Genomic DNA, 22,877 nt, shown 5'->3' on the forward strand with positions numbered 1-22,877 from the left:
CCGCACAGTCCCACAGCCGCGCATCGACGATGCTCCTGCCCGTGGACAAGCGGGGACGCAGCATGTCGATGTCAGCGGTGCAGGATCACGGCTTCTTCGAAGCGGCCGACCGGCCGCAGCCGGTCAAGGCCGATTTCAGCCGTTACGCCCTGCTCGGCTATCTGTCGATCGCGCTGGTGTTCGGCGGCTTCGGCGTGTGGGCGGCCTATGCGCCGCTCGATCGCGCGGCGATCGCACCGGGCACCGTGTCCGTCTCCGGCGATCACAAGGTGGTTCAGCACCGTGAGGGCGGAATCATCAGGGAGATCCTGGCCAAGGAAACTCACGCCGTGCATCGCGGCGACCTGCTGTTTCGGCTGCAGCCGACCGAGGCCCAGGCCAACACCGACCTCCTTCGCAAGCAGATGGACGCGTCGCTGGCCGAGGAGGCGCGCCTGCTCGCCGAGCGCGGAAATGCGCGGATGATCACGTTTCCCGACACGTTGCTCAACCGCCAGAACGTGCCGGAGGCGGCGCTTGCCATCGCCGACCAGCAGCGGCTGTTCGTCGAGCGCCGCAATGGCCTGATCAGCCAGATCAACATCCTCAACTCGCAGATCGCCCAGCAGCAGCAGGAGTTCGCCGGCCGTGACCGCCAGCGCGCCGCGCTCTCCGCGCAGCTCGCGAGCTTCGAGACGCAGATGAACAATGTGCGCCCGGCGGTCGCCGCAGGCTATTATCCGCGCAACAAGTTCCTCGAGCTGGAACGCGAGCGCGCCCGCGTCGAAGGCGATCTCGGCCAGGCGCAGGCCGACGTCGCGCGGCTGACGCAGACGGCCGCGCAGACGCGCCTGCAGATCGATCAGACGCTGCAGAAATATCTGACCGAAGTCGGCCAGCAACTCGACGGCACCCGGGCCAAGCTGTCGGACCTGCGCGAGAAGCTGGTCATCGCCGAGGACGTGCTGCGCCGGGTCGACATCCGCGCCGAGCGCGACGGCATCGTCATGAACATGAAAGTCCACACCGTCGGCGCCGTCGTGAAGCCCGGTGATACGCTCGCCGAGATCGTTCCGGTCGGCGAAGGCGTCGACGTGATGGCGCACGTCTCGCCGCGCGACATCGAGAGCGTCGCCATCGGCCAGAGGGCCGAGGTGCGCTTCTCCAATTTCTCCTCGCGCACGACGCCGACGATCTTCGGCAAGGTCTCGAGCGTCTCGGCGGACGCGATGTCGGACGAGGCGACCAAGCAGAGCTACTATTCGGCGCGCGTCGTGATCGACTATTCGACCATCCCGCCCGAGATCGCCGAGAAGATCCTGCCGGGCATGCAGGCCGACGTCATCATCTCCACGGGAGAGCGCACCGTGCTCGAATATCTGGTCGGCCCGCTGCTCAACACGCTCGCCAAGACGTTCCGTGAGAAATGAGCCGAGACACCTATGCCGACGGCACCGGTGGCGCGCCCGCGACGACAGCAAGATCGCGGGCACGCCGCACGCCGACGGCGTCCAGCTCGCTGCCCTGTTCCGGATCGGCAAGCCTCTCACGTATCGCTCCATCCAGATCAGCAAGGCCGCCTGCTGCCGCCACGCCACCGGACATCGCGAGCTGCCAACCTCTGGTGTCGGCCAATTCAGCTAGAAGCGCCGGCCACTCCGTCCCGAGCCCGAGCACAGCCACCTGCGACGTGCGTCCAAGGGTCAGTTGCCCGACAACGATGTCGCCAAGGTGAGCACCAATCGCCAGCTCGACGGGCCGACCGATCTCCGCGGCGATCTTTTCGTTGACGCGGTCCATGACCACGTCCATGGCGCCGATCGCCTGCAGCGCATCGCGGCAGCCTTGTTCTGCTCCCTGCTCCTCGCCGAAGACGGCGAGCACGCCATTGCCGAGGAAACGATCGATGCGCCCGGAATGGGCTTCGATCGCCCTGCCAATGGCGCCAAAGATCTCGTTCATCATGAACCCGAGGTCGGATGGCAGCCGGTCGCGCGCAATGGCCGCAAGCGGACGGACGCGGACGTGGACCAGGCATACCGCACGGCGCTCGGCGGTAAGGTGGTCGACGAGGGGCGCCCTCTCCGCTTGATCGCCGCCGAGGAGACGCGTGATCGTCAGCGGCGCCGCCGGACGGATCTGGCAGGCCAGGCGCACATTCGCCGGTGCCGCCAAGTCGGCGAGCATGACGCGCTCCGCGTGGCCGGGCGGTGCCAGCGTCTCCGCACCTTCATCAACGCGGACGCGACAAAGACCGCAGCGGGCACGGCCGCCGCAGTCGGATCGCTGCGAAAGATCGTTGCTGCCGATGATCTCCAGCAGCGTCGGACCGACCGCGGCCCGCACCGTCGCACCACCCGTGAAAGCAATGGCGATCTTCGGCGCCGCGAGGGACGCGACGTGACGGAACACGATGATCGTCACGCCTGCAACGAGCAGCGCGACGACCGCGATCTGCGCCGAAACCTGCAGCAGGGCGATCCACTTTCCGTCGAGTTCGCTCGGCCAATGGGTGACCTGGCGCATCTGCTCGGCCATACCGGGATTGCCGAGCAACGTGGCGACGGCGCGTCCGGACACCACGAACCCCATCAGCGCCGCCATCGGCACCGCGACGGCGAGAACAACCAGCAGCGGCTGGACGAGGCGGTACCAGCTCCGGAATTTCAGCCAATGATGCAGGCCGACGCAGCCGTGGATCCAGACCAGCAGCAGCAGCGCGGTCTGAATCCAGGCCGCCTTGGGCCACAGCAACGCCAGCGCATAGAGGTAGCCATCCTGAACGCCGAACAGCGCATGAGCCATGTGGGTCTCGATGACATGCGGCAGCAACAGCAGCGGGATCGCAAATCCGGTGGCGATCTGAACAAACTCCCACGAGGACAGCCGCCACGTGCCGCGCTGAACCGTCTTGGCGAACGCCAGCACGACATGCGCGAGCAATGCCGCCGACAGCACGATCATTCCCGGCCACGATCGGGTGACGACCAGTCGCCATTCCTGCACCTCGTCCATCGCCTCGAGGCTGAACAGACCCACCGCATGGTTGAGAAAATGCGTCGCGGCGAACGCAAACAGGACGAGGCCGGACATGAGCCGGATGTTCTGGGACGTTACGGCAGGCATGAGCTCACTGTGATTCAGGCAAGCTGCGAAATCTGAGCACGGCTGAACCATCCGGTAGCGGCTGCCACCGGCCAACTCAAGCGCCGGCAGATCAGCCTCGAGCTATGTGAGGTCAGTCACGGTCGACGACGGGTGCCCCAGGCGAAGCTCCCAGCACCATCGCAAGGGGATCCGACATGACGAGCACCACCCGAAGCCCGCTGGGAACCGCGCTCCGCGCCTGCTTTCCCGCGCTCACCGCGACCTTCGTGCTCAGCCTCTTCATCAATGCGAGCATGCTCGCCTCGCCGCTCTATTCCATGCAGGTCTACGACCGCGTCCTCACCAGCCGCAATCTCGGCACGCTGGTCATGCTGACGCTCATCGTGGGTGTCTTCCTGGTGTTGTATGGCGTCCTCGAATTCGCCCGTTCCGGCGTTTTGGCCCGGGCCGGCGTGCAGTTCGAAGGCACGCTGCGCCACCCGCTGTTCGAGACGATGATGAAGGCGGAGCTGTCGCCGCGGCATCGCTTCGGCCAGCAGATCATCCGTGACGCCGAGACCATCCGCGACTGCATCTCCAGCGGCACCGCCGCCATCGCCTGCGATCTGCCGTGGACGCCGGTGTTCGTCGCGCTGTGCTTTCTGCAGCATGCCTATCTCGGCATCCTCTCGCTGCTCGGCGCGATCGTGCTGTTCTCGCTGGCGCTGCTCACCGAATTCTACACGCGCGCCAGCGTCGAGCGCACCAACGCGCTGGCCAACGAGGCCTCGCGCTTCGTCGCGGCGGCGCTGCGCAATGGCGAGGTCGTGCGCGGCCTCGGCATGGGCGACATTGTCATGGACCGCTGGAGCTGCCGGCAGTCGGCGATGGTCGATGCCCACAGCACCCTCGTCGAGCGGGGCGCGGCGATGCATTCCGTCACCAAGTTCGCGCGCATGGCGGTGCAGACCTCGCTGCTGTGCATCGGCGCCTGGCTCGCGATCGAGCAGCAGATCTCGCCCGGCGCGATGATGGCGACGTCGATCATCATGGGCCGCGCGCTGGCCCCGGTCGAGCAGGTCGTCGGGCAGTGGAAGCGCATCATCGCATTCCGCTCGGCCTACCGCAGGCTGGAGGAGCTGTTCCAGGCCTTGCCGGTCACGGCTGCACCGACGGCGCTGCCGACGCCGCGCGGCGACATCGACGTCGAGAACGCGGTGGTGTGGCCGCCGGCGGCCGGCCGCCCCTCGGTCAAGGGCGTCAGCTTTTCGCTCAGGGCCGGCGAGAGTCTCGCGATCGTCGGCGCCTCCGCCAGCGGCAAGTCGAGCATGGCGCGCGCCATGGCCGGCGTCTGGCCGCTGCGCGAAGGCGTGATCCGCATCGACGGCGCCGCCTACAGCCAATGGGACCCAAACCGGCTCGGCAAGCATATCGGCTACCTACCGCAGGACATCGAACTGTTCTCGGGCACCGTCGCCGACAACATCGCCCGGCTTGCGAAGGTCGACGAGGCCGCCGTTGTCGCTGCCGCCAAGGCCGCCGGCGCGCATGAGGTGATCCTGCGCCTGCCCAACGGCTACGACACGCCGATTGGTGAAGGCGGCGTGGCATTGTCCGGCGGCATGCGACAGCGCGTCGGCCTCGCCCGCGCGCTCTACGGCAATCCGCGGCTCCTGATCCTCGACGAGCCGAACTCGAACCTCGACGAGGACGGCGAGCGGGCGCTGGCGCAGGCCATGGCCCAGGCGAAGGCCGCCGGCCGAACCGTGATCGTCGTCACGCACCGCCCGCAGCTTCTGGCGCATGTTGACCGCATCATGGTGATGGCCTTCGGCAAGACGCTGGCATTCGGCCCGCGCGACGAGGTGATCGCCAAGATGCGCGGCCAGCGTGTCGTCGTCGCCCACGACCGGGCGACGGCCAGCGCGGCGGCCTGAACGAACCCAGTGCAGATCTCACACCGCAAGGAGCCGGCCATGATCAAGTTCACATCTTCTACGAGGACCCTGCAGCTGGCCTTCGCGACCGCCGTCCTATTGCCGATCTCGGCTTCGGCGGAGACGCCGATGACCGCGCGGCAGATGCTGGCCCACGCGCAAACTCAAGCCCTCAATGTCCCCAGCGATATCAGGAAGCCCGAGCTGGACCGCAGCGAAAAGATCACCAGCGAGGCCGCCTCCGCAGGCAATGCAGCCATCGCCGCCCCGCTTCCGGTGATCGAACCGCCGGCGCCGATCTCGCCGCCAGCCCCGGCGCTCACCGCACTGGCTGCGCCCGTCCCGGCGCCTGAGGCAGCTTCGTCGCAGACGCGTACCAACTCGCTCACGGCCGCCGCCCCCGTTGCTGAAGCTGCCAAGACGTCGAATCCAATGCTCGCGACACCGCCCGTGGCCGCCACCACCGAAACACGCCCGATGGCACCGGCCGCGACGCCGCCCGTCACGGCCGCAGCTTCACCGGCCCTCGTCCCCGCGACCGCTCCCGTTGCCGCGCCGCCCCAGTCCGGCCTGCCGGCCGCGGCGGCCACCCAGACCACGGGGACGCAACCGGCCGCCTCGTCGTCCGCCGAAAAGCCCGCTCCTGCGGGACATCAGCCAACCCGTGCAAGCGCGGCAGCGGCCCGCCCTGCGCCCAAGCCTACTGCGAGATCGTCGAGACACAGCGACGAGGATGCCATCAGTACCCGGATCTCGCGCATCATGCGCCGGCCGGACGTGCAGTCATTGATGTCGCAATATGGCCTGGATTGACGACGAGCACCGCGGACGATGGATGCTGATCGACATCGGTTCAGACAGCCGATCAGTTGGCCGGATCGAACATGCACTGCAGCGCGGGCTTCGCGATCTTGGTGAACGTGGGCCCGATCTCCGCTCGCTTCGGTGCGGGCACCCAATCGATCTCGATGGTCGGCACGCCGGTCTCACTGATCCCGCGCAGCAGCGCCTCACGCAAGTCGGCATCCTCCACCATCGCGGCCGCATGGTCATGCAGGCAGGAGCAGACAGCTTCAGGACGCGTCCACCGGTCGAGCATATGAGGCGCACATTGCCGTACGAACTCGCCGCGCAGATCTGGCAATCGGGTCGTCGTCCGCGCCTCGACGAAGGACCAGAAGAGGCACGGCAGCACGGCAAGCGCCGCAGCATCCAGTCGAAAACGCATGGTGGACCGCTGGTGTTTGTTTTTCGTCATGTCATCCACGCAGGCCGCGACGACACGATTCGCATGCCGCCCGCGCTTTCATACCCGCTTCACGTTTCAAGCGGCCTGCGGCACGGGCACAAAATGGTTTCATGGGCCCGCCGCTCCGTTTCATCGCAACCCACCCGACGACACAAAATACAATCAAAACGAGAGTGATCTAAAGCGCCACCTGCTTTGGCCGAGCCAGCGCGATCCGGGGCGACCGTCAATCTGTCGATGGAGAGCTTCTTAACGACCTGGCGTTAACCGTGGCCGGCAGGGAGAACCTCCCAGATCGCTACGGCGACCCAGCAGCGCGGCGCGTTTGGGGGCCGACGTTGCTCCGCAGGGTCACCATGGGCAGGCGCTTGCACACACCCAAACCGAAGGTATCTCGCCGCGGCTCGCCGGCTACGCCGATGGCGCAGCAGCGAACCGAGGGCTATGCCGGCTCGACGCCACAGAGCCTGGTCCGGCTGATCGGCTGCCACGATCCTGCCAAGCACAAATTGCCCAGCGAGGCTTTCGGCAGCCGATCGTCCCTTGGCAGGTCCCTTATTGAATGAAATCACCGCACTTCTGGACTGCGCCGTCATCGGATTTGCCCCAAGGCATGATCGGGACGGAGGAGGTCGAGTTCTTCGGTGAGCCCTCGATCAGCCTGTCCGAGTAAACCATGTAGACCAGCACGTTGCGCTTGGCATCGCAGCCACGAACGATCTGCATCTTCTTGAAGAACAGCGACCGCCGCTGCCGGAACATGTCGTCGGCCTGTTCGAGCTTGCGCTTGAACCTGATCGGGCCGATCTGCCGGCATGCGAGCGAGATGTCGGAGACCTCCTCGGCCAGGCCCAGCCAACCGACATAGCCGCCCTTCTGCGGCACCGTGAAGTGGCAGGCAACGCCCTCGACCTCTGGATCATCAACGCCATAGGTCGCGAGCTTGTCATTCGGGCTGAGCAATTTGAACACGGTCGACCGACGGAAGATCAGATCCGGCTCGTCCGCGGCGTATGCTGAGATCACAGGCGAGGACAATCCGATAAGCAGCAGGCAAGCGAGGGTTTTCAGCCACAGATCAAACCGTTTGGTGGCTCTGAAGGACATGTCGGTCTCCGTTATACCGCCGATGCTCGGCATACCGCCCATGTAGGGACACAAATGCCTGCAAGGAAGGCGCTCCAGCCCGTGACCTTCCACTACCCGTTTAACGGGATGTGAGGCTTTTCTGCTACGATTGGAACGAAATCACGCAGGGCAGAAGCCCCAAGCTGGTGAACGCAGACTCCGTCTGCGACACTAAAGACCAGATGGTTCTTGAGGATTTGCCGGAATGCTCTGCGTTCGTGCAGCCGCCAGGGGGCGGTTCTATTGTGCAGCAATCGTTTCAGTTCCGCTTGCCATAGCAGCGACCTCACAGGCTGACGCAGCGTCATATTACTACTGGAACGACGCTCAGCCCGTCACCATTGCTCCGACCATACGCCCGGCCATGCCGCGCAAGCCCAAGGCGCGCCACCTCGACAAGCTGACAAAGACCGAGAAGGAGGCTGCCAAGCCGCAAGGACCGGTCACGATCGCGGTGTCGATCAACAAGCAGCAGCTCAAGGTCTACGACGCAAACGGTCTGTTCGCGGAAGCACCGGTCTCGACCGGCATGAAGGGACATTCCACGCCGTTGGGCGTGTTCAGCGTCATTCAGAAGCAGAAATTCCATCGCTCCAACATCTATAGCGGCGCCCCGATGCCGTTCATGCAGCGCATCACCTGGTCGGGCGTCGCGCTCCATGCGGGCGTGCTGCCCGGCTACCCAGCCTCGCATGGCTGCATCCGCATGCCGGCAAGCTTTGCAACCCGCTTCTATGGCTGGACGCGCATGGGATCCCGGGTCCTGGTCACGCCGAGCGAAGTGGCTCCTGCGAGTTTCTCGCATCCGATGCTCGCTGCCCTGAAGGCACCGCAGCCGAGCGCATCGGTGCAACCCGACGCGACTGCGCCGGCAGCGATCAAGTCGGACAAGGGCGCCGCCGTCACCACCGCGATCACAGTCGCGACGACGGATCTGCGCGCCACGATCGGTCATGCCGAGAGCCCGCGCTCCGGCGAAGGATCGCCCGCCGCGTCGCGCCAGGTGCGGACCGCCGATGCCAGCAACGCCAACGGACTCCCTCCGATGGTCTCGGACGCTTCCCCAAGCGCCGAGCCATCGCGCTCGCTCCCGATGGAGGTTCAAAGCGATACTGTCGATCTGAAGCCCAGTGTCGCCGAGATCAAGATTGAGCCCGCGACCGCCGACGCAGAGGCCAAGTCTGCCCCCGGCGACGTCGCTCCGGCGAGCGAGCCCACGAATGCTGTGCAGGTGGCCACTCCGGCTGTCGAGAAGCCGGCTGAGGCATCGGTGAATGCCGAAGCCACCGGCTCGACCGAACTCAGGTCGGCTGATCCCAAGTCGGTAGAGTCCAAGCCTGCCGACGCTCCGATCGCGGAGCCGCCTGCGTCGCCGCCCACACCGGCGGCAGAGGCACCGGCGAAGCCGGTCGATCCCAACGATCTCGCCAAGGATCAGTCGCGTGTTGCCGCACCGGACAAGCCGATTGCGCCCAAGCCCGAATTGAAGCGCAACAGCCAGATCGCGATCTTCATCAGCCGCAAGGATTCGAAGCTGTACGTGCGGCAGAACTTCGCTCCGGTGTTCAACACCCCGGTCACCATCGCACCGGGCGACAAGCCGCTCGGCACCCACGTGTTCACCGCGACGGCTGACAAGGCCGATCCGGCGACGATGCGCTGGTCCGTCGTCTCGCTGCCCTCCTCGGCGCGGAGCACCGCGGCGAACGATGGCACTGCCAGGGCGGTCCGGCGGGGTAAGAAGTCCGCGGGCGCCGATGCCGAGCCGAAACAGGTCGTTCAGCTGAGCAGCGCGGCCGAGGCGCTCGATCGCATCACCATTCCCGCCGACGTCATGGCGTGGCTCGGCGAAGCCCTGTCGACCGGAAGTTCGCTGATCGTGTCCGATCAGGGCATCAATCAGGGCGAAACCGGCGAGGGTACGGAGTTCATCCTTTCGCTGCGCTGACGACCGACGACGTCCCTCTTTCCGCCCCACGGCAGGGGTATCCCCGTGCCGGAACGCAGTCTGATCCAGCGCAACGTGGCGGCCGTTGAAGCAGCGGCCGGTCGAGCGCGGGCACATTCATGCTGACGGGGCTGGCTCTGCTCAGGGAGATTCACATGATCGATCGCAGGATGGTTGTTCTCGGCATTGGCGCCTCGTTGTCGGGTGCGACGCTCACGTCGCAGGCTGCTCGTGCCGACAATGCAGCGAGCAAGATGACCGCCTATCGCTTCTCCTTCCCGGCGCTGGCCGGTGAGCCGATTCGGCTCGCCGATTTCGCGGGCAAACCGGTGCTGGTCGTCAACACGGCCTCCCAGTGTGGCTACACCCCGCAATACACCGGGCTCCAGAAGCTGTGGAGCGAGTTCCATGAGCGCGGGCTGACGATCATCGCCGTGCCGTCCAACGACTTCAACCAGGAGCCTGGGATCGCCGGCGACATCGCCGAGCAGGCCAACAAAGACTATGGCGTGACCTTCCCCATGACAGCAAAAGCGGTGGTCACCGGTTCCAACGCCCACCCATTCTACCGCTGGGCCGCCGAGGCGCGGCCCAAGGAGACGCCGCGCTGGAACTTTCACAAATATCTGATCGGTCGTGACGGCTACATCGCCGACGTGTTCGCCTCCTCGGTTGAGCCGACGGATACGCGGGTCAAGACCGCAGTTGCCCGGTTGCTGGCGAACGGCTGAGCAACACTCGGCAGGAATGCGGCGGAAGCTGGCAACTTCCCCGTGTTTTTGCCTTGTTTCCTTTTGGCGCCACTCCGGCTGCTGGGCTAGTATCCCGGCCGGATGACGGAGCGACTCTCGACGCTGGCGCTCCCGTTGCAACAACCCCGAGGAAACACGATGCGGATTGCAGCAGGATTGGTGTTCGCAAGCTCTTTGGCGGCTTCGCTGTTGACGTCTGGCGCGGCCTGGTCCCAGGCGCAGCGCACGGCGGCGGCGCCGACCCCGGCCGCTGCTGCTCCCGCACCGGCCCCTGTTCCCGCCGTCGCCGCCCAGACGCAGCCGCCGCGCGCGCCCTGCATGAACCCCGATGCGCTCGGCGTCGGCCGCACCGTCGAGATCGATACGACCGGAGGTCCGGGATTCGGCTTCGAGCACTTCAAGGACCTCGACTTCCTGAAGGATCACGAGGTCGTGCTGACCTTCGATGACGGTCCGTGGCCGGAGAACACGCCCAGCGTGCTCAAGGCGCTTGCCGACCAGTGCACCACCGGCATCTTCTTCATCATCGGCAAGCATGCGACCTATTATCCGGAGATCCTGAAGCAGGTCTACAATGCCGGCCATACAGTTGGCACGCACACCTGGTCGCATGCGACGCTGACCAACAAGAAGCTGACCGAGGATCAGCGCAAGGAAGAGATCGAACTCGGCATCAGCGCCGTGAAGTGGGCGCTCGGCGGCAATTCCCCGGCGCCGTTCTTCCGCTTCCCGGCATTGCAGCATCCGCCGGAGATCGTGACCTATCTCGGCACCCGCAACATCGGCATCTTCTCCTGCGATCTCGACTCGTTCGACTTCAAGGCGCGCAATGCCCAGGCGGTGATCGACGTCACCTTCAAGAAGCTCGACAAGCTCGGCAAGGGCATCATCCTGATGCACGACTTCCACAAGCATACCGCCGAGGCCCTGCCCGAGATGCTGCGCCGCCTGAAGGCCGGCGGCTACAAGGTGGTCGCGATGCGCGCCAAGGCGCCGGTGCAGTCGCTGCCGCAATATGACGAGCAGCTCGCCAAGGTCGCGAAGCTTCCGACGGTGAGCCAAAGGCCGGTGTCGAGCGTTGTGACGACAGTGTCCGAATGAGACGGGATTCCTTTCGTCAGTGACCAAGCTTCGTATCGAAGGTTACGTGATCGTGTCGGCCGACGGGATGTTGGCCGACGCGAGCAATGCGATGCCGCCCGCCCTGAAATTTCCCGGCGACGCCGCATTCTTTTCCCAGGCTCTCGATGGCGCCGATCTGATCGTCCACGGCCGCAACTCCTATGAGGACCAGCCGAACTCGCCGAAGCGCCGGCGCATCGTCGTGACCGGGAAGGTGGCGGGACTGGCGCCGGATCCGGAAAAGCCGCTCTCCACCCTTTGGAATCCGGCGGGGACCTCCTTCGAAGCCGCCTGTGAAGCCGCGGGCGTCAGCTCTGGCACGGTGGCGGTGATCGGCGGTCCCGTCGTGTTCGAGATGTTCATGGACCGCTACGACACCTTCTTCCTGTCAATGGCCCCCCACGTCTCCCTGCCCGGCGGCGCACCGTGCTTTCCCGGCGTCGGTCCCGACCGTTCGCCGCAGCAGGTGCTGACGGCCCACGGCTACACGCCCGCCAATCAGCTGATGCTCGATCCTGCCCACGACGTCAGCGTGACCGCCTGGAAACGCACCGCTTAGAGCTCCCTCTAGATGTCTCCATACGCGCTCTGCTCGGGCGCTTTCGGACCCTTGCCATAGCCGAAGATCATGAACAGCGCGCCGATGATCGACAGGTTCTTCAGCGCGTCGATCAGGGTCTTGGCGTTGTCGGGCGGGGCCTGGTTCCAGAAGTCATGGAAGTAGAAGATGGTCGCGCCGACGAACACGATCATCAGAGCCGCGAAGAAACGTCCGAGAAGGTTGAGCGCGATCATCACGCCGGCGAGCACCTCGAACGCGCCGGCCGCGATCGCCAGGATCTGCGGCATCGGCATCTTGGCAGCGGCCTCGAGCTGCGCCGCATAGGGCGCGAGCATCGTGGGAATCGTGACCTTGGCGGCGATGAGATCGGCGGTGGCGGGAATGCCGAACAGCTTGGTCGCGCCCGTGTAGATGAAGATCACGGCGAACAGAACGCGCCCGAATGTAATGAAACCCGGCATTCTCGCCCTCACGGATCAACTTCAAACGTTGTGTCGCCGGCCCACCGGGCCGGATATGTGACGTCGCGAACGCTTTTCAACAATAAAGGCGGGCGGAATACGACCGAAACCGGACGAATTCCGCCACACTTCGATCACGCCAGCAGCGTCACGCGAACAGCGTCGGCTGCGCCCTCCCCGCCCGTTCCTGGGCTTCGACCGCGGCCACCGCTGTCATGTTGAGAATGCCGCGCGCCGTCACCGACGGCGTCAGGATATGCGCCGGCCGCGCCGGACCGATCAGGATCGGCCCCACCGGGACCGCATCCGCCAGCACCTTGATCATCTGATAGGCGACGTTGGCGGCGTCGAGATTCGGCATGATCAGGACGTTGGCCGAGCCTTCGAGATCCGAATGCGGCAAAATCGCCTTGCGCGCGGTCGCCGACAGCGCGGTGTCGCCCTGCATCTCGCCGTCGGCCTCGAGGTCGGGACGATGCTGCTTCAGCAATGCCGTCGCCTGCCGCATCTTGCGCGACGAATCCGTGTCGTAGCCGCCGAAATCCGAGTGCGAGACGAAGGCGATCTTCGGCTTGATGTTGAAACGCGTGACGTGGTTGGCCGCCAGCGAGGCCATCTCTGCGAGTTCCTCGGCCGTGGGATCCGGCCGCACCTGGGTGTCGCCGATGAAATAGGCGCCCTTGCTGGTGATGGTGAGCGCCAGCGCCGCGTAGTCGCTGACCCCCGGCATGAAGCCGATGATCTCACGGACGTGGCGCAGATGGCTCATATAGCGTCCCTCGACGCCGCAGATCATCGCATCCGCCTCGCCCCTGACGACAGCGAGCGCCGCAATCACGGTGGCATTCGTACGCACCACCGTGCGCGCCGCATCCGGCGTCACGCCGCGCCGTCCCGCGACCTCGATATAGCTCTGCACATAGGAGCGGTAGCGCGGATCGTCCTCGGGGTTGATCAGGTCGAAATCACGCCCGGCCTTGATCGACAGGCCGAAGCGCTTGATGCGGGCCTCGACCACGGAAGGACGGCCGACCAGGATCGGCCTCGCCAGCTTCTCCTCCAGTACTACCTGGGTGGCGCGCAACACGCGCTCGTCCTCGCCCTCGGCATAGATCACGCGGACCGGCTGCGTCTTTGCCTTGGCGAACACCGGCTTCATCACCAGGCCGGAGCGGAACGCGAAACGCTCCAGCAGCGCAGTGTACTCGTCGAAATTGGTGATCGGCCGCGTGGCGACGCCGGACTCCATCGCCGCCCTCGCCACCGCCGGCGCAATGCGCAGGATCAGGCGCGGATCGAATGGCGAGGGGATCAACGAGCCCGGACCAAAGCCCTGGGTCTCGCCGGTATCGAAGCCGCGGGACACCGCGTCCGACGGCGGGTCCTGGGCGAGCTGCGCGATCGCATCGACCGCGGCCTGCTTCATCGCCTCGTTGATCGCGGTGGCGCCGACGTCGAGCGCGCCGCGGAAGATGAACGGGAAGCAGAGCACGTTGTTGACTTGGTTCGGGAAGTCCGAACGCCCCGTGCAGATCATCGCGTCCGGCCGTGCCGCGCGCGCCTCCTCCGGCATGATCTCGGGGTTGGGATTGGCGAGCGCCATGATCAGCGGCTTCTCGGCCATCTGCTTGAGCAGCTCCGGCTTCAGCACGCCGCCGGCGGACAGCCCGAGGAAGATGTCCGCGCCGCCGATCACCTCGGCCAGGGTCCGCTTGTCGGTCTTCTGCGCATAGACCGCCTTCCAGGGATCCATCAGCGTGTTGCGGCCCTCATGGACGACACCGTCGATGTCGCAGACCCAGATGTTCTTGCGCTGCGCGCCCATCGACACCAGCAGGTTGAGGCAGGCGATGGCAGCGGCGCCCGCGCCGGAGGTCACGATCTTGACCTCGGAGAGCTGCTTGCCCGCCAGGGACAGCGCATTCTTGATCGCAGCGCCGACGATGATCGCGGTGCCGTGCTGGTCGTCATGGAAGACCGGGATCTTCATGCGCTCCTTGAGCCGCGCCTCGATCTCGAAGCATTCCGGTCCCTTGATGTCCTCGAGGTTGATGCCGCCGAAGGTCGGCTCCAGCGCCGCGACCGTCTCGACCACCCGGTCGATCGTGTCGGCCGCAATCTCGATGTCGAACACGTCGATCCCGGCGAATTTCTTGAACAGGACCGCCTTGCCCTCCATCACCGGCTTGGAGGCCAGCGGGCCAATATTGCCGAGCCCGAGCACGGCGGTCCCGTTGGAGACGACGGCCACCAGGTTGGCCCGCGCGGTCAGTGAGGCGGCCTCGGCCGGGTTGCCGGCGATCTCGGTGCACGCAGCGGCAACGCCGGGAGAATAGGCCAGCGCCAGGTCGCGCTGGTTGGCGAGCGGCTTGGTGGCCTGGATCTCCAGCTTGCCGGGCCGCGGCAGGCGGTGATAGGCCAGGGCTGCGGAACGAAGATCTTCAGAATAGGACGACGACATACGTGCTCCAGCGTTTCCGACCCGGATTTTTGGTCTCTTGAGTCTCGGTCAGACGTCGGTTTTTCCGGCCGGTGGAAGCGCATGTGATGCACGTTGGGCGGCTTTCATGCAACATCCGAAACCATGCTCGCCGGCATCCCGGGCCAGCGATTCTCCAGTTCGCAGAAGCACATCCCTACTCCATCGATTTCATTGAGACCATCACCACTTGCTGCCTAAGCCTTGGGCGGAGCACATCAAATGACCCGTATCCTGATTGGAATTGTCACGGCGGTCGCGCTGGCCGTCGCCGGCTTCGTCGGCGTGCCCTGGTACGCCCAGGGCCGCGCCGAGCGCGAGGTCGAGGCAAGCTTTGCCCAGATCCGACAGAGCGGCGCCACGGCAACCCATGGCAAGATCGCGTTCGACCTGTGGAGCCGCAAGTTGACAATCGCCGATGTCAAGCTCGAGTCGGCCACGCAGCCGCCGGCCAGCGTCACGTTCGGCACCATCACCGCGACCGGGCTGAGCCAGCATGATTCCGAGCATGTCACGGCCGCCAGCATCGAGATCAGCGACATCGCCATGGCCGGCCAGATCCCCGGCCCCTCGCCGCTCCGCCTGAACTACAAGCTGCCGCAACTGGTGGTGAAGGATTACGCCGGCCCCGCGCGGCTCGCCGCGATCCCGGCCGGTGCGGGTGCACTCGAGACCTCCCGCACCCTCGCCCAACAGCTCGCCACCATCAACGCCACCTCGGCCACGGTGCCGCGGGTCACCGGCACGATGGAAGGCGGCGCTTCGGTCGGGCCGACCGAGTTCGGCTATTCCGGGCTGGTGGTGGACGACATCAAGGGCGGCCGCATCGGTAACTACAAGATCCAGGAGGTCACTTTCAGCACGGCGGCGCAACCGCCGAACGGCAAGGTCGAGACGGTGCGGGGCCGCATGCTCGACATCGTGACCAAGGACATCGACGTCAACGCCATCGTCGCCCTGCTCGCGCCCGAGTCCGCCCACGACGATCGTGTCGTGCGCCTGAGCGGCGTCGCCGGGGCAGGTCTCTACGAGATCACGTCCGATCTCGGCATGCGCATCCACATCGACAGCCTGACGATGGACGAGTTCGGCGTGCGGCCGTCGCGCATCCAGCTTCCGGCGCTGGTCGCCGCCCTGACGCCGACCTCGCCGCGAACGAGCGCCATGACGCCCGACCTCATCGACAAGGTCGCCAGCATCTATGATGGCGTCCTGTTCAAGAACGTCGAGGTCAAAGGCCTGGCGGTCGAGACGCCCGACGGCCCGGTCAAGGTCGCGCTGACGCGGTTCGACCTCGACGACGGCAAGGGCGACGTCGCGTTCGAGGGCTTCGACGGACGGACCCCGAACGGCCCCGTCAAGCTCGGCCGCTTCGCGGTCAAGCGCTTCGACATGGGCGGTATGCTGCGCCAGACCGCCAAATTCGCCGTGCCCGGCGCCAAGCCCGGTGCGGCCGAAGCCATGGCGCTGTTCAAGCTGATCGGCGGCATCGAGCTGAAGGGGCTGACGACCTCCTACAAGGCGAGCACCAAGCCGGTGCAGATCGACAATTTCAGCCTCGACTGGGGCCAGTTCGTCGGTCCCATCCCGACCCAGGCGCACCTGGTGGCCAAGATGGCCGGTCCGCTGGATGCGTCCAATCCGGCGCTGCTGCCGCTCCTCATCGCCGGCATCGACACCGCCGCATTCGACGCCGATCTCGGCCTCGGCTGGACCGAGAGCTCGGGCGCGTTCGCGCTCCAGCCCTTCAAGCTCGAGGTCAGCAACCTCATCGCGGCCTCCGCCAGCGTCTCGCTGTCGCAGGTGCCGCGCGACGTCTTCACCATCGATCTGCAGCAGGCGACAACCGCAGCCGCACAGATCGAGGCTTCCGGGCTGGAATTGACCCTGCGCGATCTCGGCGCGGTCGACCTGCTCGTCGCCAACTACGCGCGCGGTCATGCGATCGCGCGGGATGCCGCGCGCAAGGCGCTGGTCGACAGCATCAAGGCGATCGGCGCCCAGGTCGCGGCCGACAACATCGATGTCGCCGGTGCGGTCGATGCAATCAGCCGCTTCATCGAGAAGCCACGCCAGACCCTTACGCTGAAGCTCTCGCCGCGCGCCAAGGTCCCGGCCCTGCAGCTCGCCCAGCTCATCGCGATCGACCCGCCGAGCGCGCTGGCGCAATTCAAGATCGAGGCGCAGACCGCGCCGTGATGTCTTTCCTGATCTAGGGAGAGAGAGAGGAGTCCGCACTCCTCTCCTCCGTCATTCCGGGGCGCGCACAGCGCGAGCCCGGAATCCATACTCCCGACAATGATTCGCGAAGGAGTCGACGGAGCAGGCATCTCGATCCTTCTCGCACGGTCGTGGTTATGGATTCCGGGCTCGCGCTGTGCGCGCCCCGGAATGACTCGCGGAGGGAGCGTGCTCGTAACCGCCGATGCTGCGCAATGGGACTCGCGCTACGCCATCCATGAACACGGCAAGTCCCGTTCACCCCAAGACGCGCGTCCTCAAGCCCGCGGCGCGATCGCCCGAGTTCGTCCGGTCGTTCGGCCCTCTCATCCGAAGAGGGCGCAGGGAATGCCGGGTGCTGGCCGCAACCCATGGCCCGCCTGCGAAAAAAATGCAGGCGGCAGGTACCACAGGTTCAGCCGATCATCCGGCATTCCCCGCGCGGTGGGCTTTTCGGCTGCTTCGCGCTCTCCTCGGGGACCGGCTTGTTTGCCCCCGTCATCCGCGCAATGCCGCAAGGCATCTTCCGCGAACTTGACACCAGCATCGGGGTGTCAGGACCACGCGACTTGACCGTCTGCACCGTGCCGTTCGTCGACGCGCACTATCAGCACGTTGCGAACACGGTGCAGCCACCGCCTCCCCGCCTCACGCCTCGTGACGACCGCGAACCGTCCCTCTTCATCGAGGCGGGATGGCCGGAAATGTGAAGGTGATTTGCCCGACGATGCAAGGGGGAAAGCTGCGGCAAACTAACACGACGGGCAATTAGCGCATGGCGGAGTTGCCGGGATTGCCTGTCGGGCAGAGTGCAACGTAGCTACTGCGATCATGTGAGAACCGTGAGAGATGTCGACGCGTATCGCAAGATGTAGGGCTTATGGGCCGGCCTCCCCGCCGGATGCCGTGATCCAAAGAACGCAACATAACAATCGTAGCCGCCGATCTCTTCCTCCAGCCAACAGTGCACGACGACGCCATATTCCGGGACACCATCCTCAACACCATCATAACGGACCGCCGTTCCCGGCAACAGATATCTGTCAGGAGTAGATTGATTGCTGGACATGCGAACTTGTTCTTCCTCAATGCAGTCGTCCGGGCGAACCCGGCCGGGCTTGCACCAAACGGGCTCCATACTCACGGGATTTGTTTGGAGGGCGCGCACTCGTCGCTCAAACCTTTCCTCACAAACCCGCTGAGGTGATGGGTCCTGGGTCGGCACCGCGCTGTCGCGCGGCACGGCTTGCACAGCACGACAGCGGAGGCAGGCCCCTACAGCCGTCTCTCGAAACACGCCGCCTCCTGTCTGAGTCCGCTTTGCCACGTCCGAAGGATTGCCCTACACATCTCCCCTCACCCAACAAAGAAATCCGATGCCCGACGTCCCGACCTTCCTTCTATTCCTCTCCGCCGCCCTCGTCATCGCGCTCACGCCCGGCCCCGGTATCTTCTACATCGTGGCGCGCACGTTGGCCGGCGGGCGAAGCGAGGGACTGGCGTCCAGCGTGGGGCTTGGGCTCGGCGGCCTGGTTCACGTCGTCGCCGGTGCGGTCGGCCTGTCGGCGCTGGTGATGGCGAGCGCGGAGGCGTTCACGGTGCTGAAGATCGCGGGCGCGTTCTATCTGATCTGGCTCGGCATGAAGACGTGGCGGGAGGCCCGGGTCGCCCAGCCGGCCGAGGTGACGACGAGAGGCAGCCGGCGCGCGTTTCGCGAGGGCATCATCGTCGAGGCGCTCAATCCGAAGACGGCGGCGTTCTTCCTCGCCTTCATCCCGCAATTCGTCGATCCCGCCGGCGACGTCGCCGCGCAGTTCGTCGTGCTTGGGCTGATCTCGGTGACGCTCAACACCAGCGTCGACCTGGTCGTGACGTTCTGGGCCGCCAAGGCGCGGCATCGTCTCGCCCGGCGGCCAAGCCTCGTGACGCGGATGCGGCAGGCGTCTGGCGCCGTCATGTGCAGCCTTGGCGGCGCGCTGTTGTTGGCGCGGCGCACGAGCTGACGACCAGACTGGCGCCAAGTCGTCACGTTCATACGCACATTTGCGCGGCGTGCCGGCAGCGCCATGCCGGCGCACACGAGCCGATGCTGCTTTGCGACCACCCCCGCTGAGCTAGTCGCGATAGCGGCAGAGCTCGTCGCCGTTCTCGTATTCGTAGCAGATCTTGACGCGCCGGTAGGGCCGATCCCCCTCGGAGCTGCGCGCGCGACGATCCATGTCGTCATCATCGCGCTGCATTCGCGCGTTTCGGCCCGTGGTGCGATGATCCATGTCCTGGTCCATCATGCGGCCCATGCGGTGCTGGCGCATCCGATCCATGTCCATGCGATCCATGCCCATGCGGTCGTCATCGCGCTGTTGTGTCGTCCAGTCGCGGTTCACCCGCGTGTCTTCGGCCCTCTGGCGCTCGCGTTCACGGGCCTGGTCCGACTGCTGGGGCGTGCGTTCCGGCTGCACGGGAACGGCCTGGGTCTGGCTGGTTCCCGGCGTGCTGTCGGCCTGCTGGGCCCACGCGCCTGCGGAGAGGAGACAAGAGGATAGTAACACGACGGTCGCTGCTGCTGGAACGCGCATGGTTCATCCTCCAAGGGAATGCTGTCTAACCGCGCGGGTCAGCGTTGGTTCAAACGACATCGCCTGTTTTGGTGCTGCGCCGCACAGATGACAGCCGGACGCAGAAGCGAGCTGGGCCGGGGCGGCCGCGGGCCGCTCTCTGGCGTCAGCCCGAGATCAGGTCGTGGTCGATTCCACGCCGGCGCCAATATCGCGCACGGAGCCGCGGTGCGATCTGCCACGAGACAATGGCTGACAGCACCACGCTCAGGGCAATCATGACCGGCATTGCGAGCATCGCGTGATTGCTGAGCGGCGTGAGAAGAATCGTCAGAACTCCCGCACCGAACAGCACGGCCTGAACCATCATGAAGACCATCGCCGAAATCTGTGTTCTCATGGACATTGCGGTCGCTCACGGTTGTTGCGCCTGCAAGTCAATGAAGCATCCGTCGAACAGTTCCGGCATGATCTCGAGGTCGGATCCGTGTCGCCCGGCCGCCCGCAAGCCGGCCGGGGGACGTTGTTTGCACTGCGGCGTTGACGGGGGGACGACAAGTTCGGCTGCGTCCCCCCGCCCGTCATTCCAGCTCGATCGCCTGGTAGGTGCCGGTCTCGTCGAGTGCGGTGCCCCAGATCTTGTGCGAGGCCTGGTGCTCAGCGCGTCCGAACGACAGCTTGCTGCCAAGGCCGAGGTCGATGCTCTGCATCGACTCCAGCGTGTCGACCAGCCGCTCGGTCTCAAGCGGCGTCGTCTGCTTCAGGGCCTGGATCAGGATGCTTGCCGAGATGAAGCCTTCGAGCGAGGTGTAATCCGGCGCTTCGCCGGGGAAGTACTTTTCCAGCGCGGTCTTGTAGTCGAGCACCAGGCTCGAATAGCCGGCGACCGAGGGAACGCCCTGCGTGACGATGACGCCGTTGGTGTATCTCGAGCCGAGCAGCTTCAGCTCGGCCGCGAGCGACGACGATCCGACCGCCGAGATGTTGGCATAGATCAGCCCTGGAACCGCCTCGTGGGTCTTCTCGATGAATTTCGCCGCCGCGCGGTCGGTCGCGATCATGATCACGGCCTTGATCGGCGGCTTGGTCTGCGCCTTCAGCTTGCCGACGGCCTCGTCGACGTCGAGCGTACCGCGCGGGAAACCATAGCGGATGACCGGATCGGTGATGCCGTTCGCGCGGAACGCCTTGGCGACACCGTTGGCGCCGTCGTCGCCATAGGCGTCGTTCTGCGCGAATACGGCGATCTGCTTCGCCGGAATGCGCTTGACCTTCATCAGATAGCGCACGATCGCGGCGGTCTCTTCGGCGTAGCTCGCACGATAGTTGAAGACGTAGCGGTCGGGCGGATCGCGGCGGACGACGGCGGAGCCGCTGTAGGGCGCAAAGAACAGCGCCCGGCGCTCCAGCGCGTAGGGAATCGCCACCGCGTTGTTGGCAGTGCCCATGTTGCCGATGTAGCCGAACACCTGGTCCTTCTCGTACAGCTGCGTCATCGCACCGAGCGTCCGCGTCGGATCATAGCCATCGTCGGCAGCGATCAGCCGCAGCTTGCGGCCGTTGATGCCACCGGCATCGTTGGCGCGGGCGAACGCGGTCTCGATGCCGAGTTTCATCTGGCGCGCGGACTCCTTGCGGACTCCGGAGAACGGGATGACGGTGCCGAACCGGATCTCGGTGTCGCTGACGCCGTGCGGAAGCGGAGGCGGCAGGTTGGCCGTGGGCTGCGTCGACGCGGCCGCGGTCGACGGCGCCAGCGCGAAGGACAGCGAGGGCGCCGCCGACTGCTGCTGGCTGAGTGACCGCTCAAGCTCTGCCAACTGGCGCTCTGCGGTCTGACAGTTCACCTGCGAGGACGTGACCCGGCCGCGACCCTCGGCGATATAGCTGTTGAAGGTGCGGATGAGCCCATCGCGCTCGCCGCCATTCGAAGAGCCCTGGCGGATCACTTCGCTGAATTGATCGATGATGGTCTGGACGCGCCCCTGGGCGATCTCACGGCACGTCGCGGCCTGGCCGACGACCGGTCCGACGCGGGCGGCGAGATCACGAACGACATCGGGGGAAATGGGGACAGCAGAGGCGGCAGGGACGAAGAGGCAAGTTCCGAGCAGGAGCGCACACCAGCGAACGGTCATTTTGAACTATCCGTCTTCTTGTGATTGGTTGGCTATGTTCACTACATGAGTCAGACAGGCTTCCTATTAAGGACAGGTTGCATGACACCGCAACCGCCATTCGACTGATCGGTGCCGCCTGGAACTCATAGCGGCCCACACCGCTCGATCGCGTTACGCGCCGCGTCGCGCAAGGTGCCGAACTAACAAGCGGCACGAACGATTAGTTCTCAGAATCAACGGTTTGCCGTAGGGGCACGATGACCGCTCTGGCCGGCCGCTCGACCACGTCAGCGCGATGCTCCCGATCGTCCGGCGCTGCCTGGACGCGACCGGAGACCCGGATGAAGTTGTTCGCAGTCTTAACCAGCATTAACGCGAGAACATCAAATGCAGAGCGACGCCTTTAAGGCCGGGTCATCTTGCGCCGCAGTCTCGAGTCACCGGCGACGACATGCCGCAGCTCAGCATCCGATAACGACGAGGTGAGACTGAATTGACGGGAGAAGCGTCCTGACCCGCCGGCCCATCGCTGGCTCGCTGCCGATTTTGGCGATAGCAGCAGATCGCAGCTCATAACAGTGGGAAGAGGTTCGTGATACCATGGAAGAATACGACGATGGAGTTCGGTGCGATCGCCAAGCTCTTCCACTGGACCGGCGCCGCGGCCTTCATCGCGGCCTATGCCGTCGTGTACTATGTCATCTGGTTCATGGACGACACTTCCCCGGACGCCTTGCCCGTGCTCAACGTCCATTGGGTGCTGGGCATGATCGTCGGCCTGTCCGTCCTGCCTCGCCTGCTGTGGCGGCTCGTCAACGTTCAGCCCGATCAGCCGCATGCATCAGATGCCGAGGCGTGGCTCGCGCACGCCGCGCATTGGGGATTGTACGTGCTGCTGATCCTGATGCCGCTGACCGGCTATATCGGCACCGATGCCGCCACCGACTTCGGAGCGTTCGCGCTGCCGAACTTCCGTGAGACGGCGCTGTTCGGCTGGATCGAGACGCGCTGGGGGATCACCTGGGAGGCGTTCGAGCCGCCGGTCGACGCAATCCACCATGTCGTCGGCAAATGGATCGCGTGGATCGTGGTGGCCCTGCACGTCGCGGCCGCGCTGTTTCATCACGTCGTCCGCCGCGACGGCGTCCTGACACGGATGCTGCCGGGCCGTTCGGCCGCGTGAACGATGCGCGACCCGTGACGACCGCTCTGCGATCCCCACACGATCGTCATTGCGAGGAGCCGCAGGCGACGAAGCAATCCAGAGACCTCGTGCCA

Annotated in this window: 19 protein-coding genes; 11 read left to right on the forward strand and 8 right to left on the reverse strand. The window is 65.5% G+C overall.

Annotated elements, in window-relative coordinates:
- Window positions 1–62: 62 nt before the first annotated feature.
- On the forward strand, window positions 63–1,409 hold the full coding sequence (locus tag QX048_RS26485) for an HlyD family type I secretion periplasmic adaptor subunit (RefSeq protein ID WP_315712331.1): 1,347 nt from the start codon (window positions 63–65) through the stop codon (window positions 1,407–1,409).
- Window positions 1,410–1,419: 10 nt separating this feature from the next.
- Here QX048_RS26485 and QX048_RS26490 read toward each other — a convergent pair whose 3' ends face one another.
- Window positions 1,420–3,180 (reverse strand): 2Fe-2S iron-sulfur cluster-binding protein, encoded by a 1,761-nt coding sequence (locus QX048_RS26490; RefSeq protein WP_315826816.1) that lies wholly within the window; start codon window positions 3,178–3,180, stop codon window positions 1,420–1,422.
- Between the two features lie 101 nt (window positions 3,181–3,281).
- On the opposite strand from QX048_RS26490, the gene QX048_RS26495 reads away from it, so the two are divergent.
- Both QX048_RS26495 and QX048_RS26500 read left to right on the forward strand, forming a co-directional pair.
- Window positions 3,282–5,003 (forward strand): type I secretion system permease/ATPase, encoded by a 1,722-nt coding sequence (locus QX048_RS26495; protein WP_315712333.1) that lies wholly within the window; start codon window positions 3,282–3,284, stop codon window positions 5,001–5,003.
- A 39-nt stretch (window positions 5,004–5,042) separates the two neighbouring features.
- The gene (locus tag QX048_RS26500) at window positions 5,043–5,816 is read left to right on the forward strand and encodes a hypothetical protein (protein WP_315749989.1); all 774 of its coding nucleotides are present in this window, start codon (window positions 5,043–5,045) and stop codon (window positions 5,814–5,816) included.
- Between the two features lie 52 nt (window positions 5,817–5,868).
- Here the strand turns inward: QX048_RS26500 and QX048_RS26505 are convergent, their stop codons facing one another.
- Both QX048_RS26505 and QX048_RS26510 read right to left on the reverse strand, forming a co-directional pair.
- Complete coding sequence (locus QX048_RS26505) at window positions 5,869–6,231, reverse strand: hypothetical protein (protein ID WP_315712645.1); 363 nt, start codon at window positions 6,229–6,231, stop codon at window positions 5,869–5,871.
- Window positions 6,232–6,807: 576 nt separating this feature from the next.
- The gene (locus tag QX048_RS26510; RefSeq protein ID WP_315826939.1) at window positions 6,808–7,359 is read right to left on the reverse strand and encodes a CreA family protein; all 552 of its coding nucleotides are present in this window, start codon (window positions 7,357–7,359) and stop codon (window positions 6,808–6,810) included.
- 226 nt (window positions 7,360–7,585) lie between these two features.
- Here QX048_RS26510 and QX048_RS26515 point away from each other — a divergent pair, with 226 nt between their 5' ends.
- From QX048_RS26515 to QX048_RS26530, 4 genes are all read left to right on the forward strand, one after another.
- Entirely contained in the window at window positions 7,586–9,328 is a 1,743-nt protein-coding gene (locus QX048_RS26515; RefSeq protein WP_315826815.1) for a L,D-transpeptidase, read from the forward strand.
- A 155-nt stretch (window positions 9,329–9,483) separates the two neighbouring features.
- Window positions 9,484–10,059 carry a glutathione peroxidase gene (locus QX048_RS26520; RefSeq protein WP_315712337.1) on the forward strand — a complete coding sequence of 192 codons (576 nt, stop codon included), beginning with the start codon at window positions 9,484–9,486 and terminating at the stop codon, window positions 10,057–10,059.
- A 159-nt stretch (window positions 10,060–10,218) separates the two neighbouring features.
- The gene (locus tag QX048_RS26525) at window positions 10,219–11,181 is read left to right on the forward strand and encodes a polysaccharide deacetylase family protein (protein WP_315712338.1); all 963 of its coding nucleotides are present in this window, start codon (window positions 10,219–10,221) and stop codon (window positions 11,179–11,181) included.
- Between the two features lie 19 nt (window positions 11,182–11,200).
- On the forward strand, window positions 11,201–11,761 hold the full coding sequence (locus tag QX048_RS26530; RefSeq protein WP_315826814.1) for a dihydrofolate reductase: 561 nt from the start codon (window positions 11,201–11,203) through the stop codon (window positions 11,759–11,761).
- An 8-nt stretch (window positions 11,762–11,769) separates the two neighbouring features.
- Here QX048_RS26530 and QX048_RS26535 read toward each other — a convergent pair whose 3' ends face one another.
- Together QX048_RS26535 and QX048_RS26540 are read right to left on the reverse strand one after the other, a co-directional pair.
- On the reverse strand, window positions 11,770–12,225 hold the full coding sequence (locus tag QX048_RS26535) for a DoxX family protein (RefSeq protein ID WP_315712340.1): 456 nt from the start codon (window positions 12,223–12,225) through the stop codon (window positions 11,770–11,772).
- 148 nt (window positions 12,226–12,373) lie between these two features.
- Window positions 12,374–14,686, reverse strand: coding sequence for an NADP-dependent malic enzyme (locus QX048_RS26540; protein ID WP_315749983.1), 2,313 nt, complete (start codon window positions 14,684–14,686; stop codon window positions 12,374–12,376).
- Between the two features lie 240 nt (window positions 14,687–14,926).
- Between QX048_RS26540 and QX048_RS26545 the strand changes: the two genes are divergently transcribed.
- From QX048_RS26545 to QX048_RS26555, 3 genes are all read left to right on the forward strand, one after another.
- Window positions 14,927–16,903 (forward strand): hypothetical protein, encoded by a 1,977-nt coding sequence (locus tag QX048_RS26545; protein WP_315826813.1) that lies wholly within the window; start codon window positions 14,927–14,929, stop codon window positions 16,901–16,903.
- Between the two features lie 392 nt (window positions 16,904–17,295).
- A complete protein-coding gene (locus QX048_RS26550) occupies window positions 17,296–17,634 on the forward strand; it encodes a hypothetical protein (protein WP_315826812.1) in 339 nt (112 codons plus the stop codon).
- A gap of 666 nt (window positions 17,635–18,300) precedes the next feature.
- On the forward strand, window positions 18,301–18,927 hold the full coding sequence (locus tag QX048_RS26555; protein ID WP_315826811.1) for a LysE family translocator: 627 nt from the start codon (window positions 18,301–18,303) through the stop codon (window positions 18,925–18,927).
- A gap of 111 nt (window positions 18,928–19,038) precedes the next feature.
- Here QX048_RS26555 and QX048_RS26560 read toward each other — a convergent pair whose 3' ends face one another.
- The 3 genes from QX048_RS26560 to QX048_RS26570 form a co-directional block, all read right to left on the reverse strand.
- Window positions 19,039–19,500, reverse strand: coding sequence for a hypothetical protein (locus QX048_RS26560; RefSeq protein WP_315826810.1), 462 nt, complete (start codon window positions 19,498–19,500; stop codon window positions 19,039–19,041).
- Window positions 19,501–19,645: 145 nt separating this feature from the next.
- Window positions 19,646–19,885 carry a hypothetical protein gene (locus tag QX048_RS26565; protein WP_315826809.1) on the reverse strand — a complete coding sequence of 80 codons (240 nt, stop codon included), beginning with the start codon at window positions 19,883–19,885 and terminating at the stop codon, window positions 19,646–19,648.
- A 175-nt stretch (window positions 19,886–20,060) separates the two neighbouring features.
- Window positions 20,061–21,617 (reverse strand): ABC transporter substrate-binding protein, encoded by a 1,557-nt coding sequence (locus QX048_RS26570; protein ID WP_315826808.1) that lies wholly within the window; start codon window positions 21,615–21,617, stop codon window positions 20,061–20,063.
- A gap of 574 nt (window positions 21,618–22,191) precedes the next feature.
- Here QX048_RS26570 and QX048_RS26575 point away from each other — a divergent pair.
- Window positions 22,192–22,782 (forward strand): cytochrome b, encoded by a 591-nt coding sequence (locus tag QX048_RS26575; RefSeq protein WP_315826807.1) that lies wholly within the window; start codon window positions 22,192–22,194, stop codon window positions 22,780–22,782.
- Window positions 22,783–22,877 lie beyond the last annotated feature (95 nt).

It is taken from the genome of Bradyrhizobium sp. SZCCHNS30572 (assembly GCF_032484415.1).
Lineage (GTDB): Bacteria > Pseudomonadota > Alphaproteobacteria > Rhizobiales > Xanthobacteraceae > Bradyrhizobium.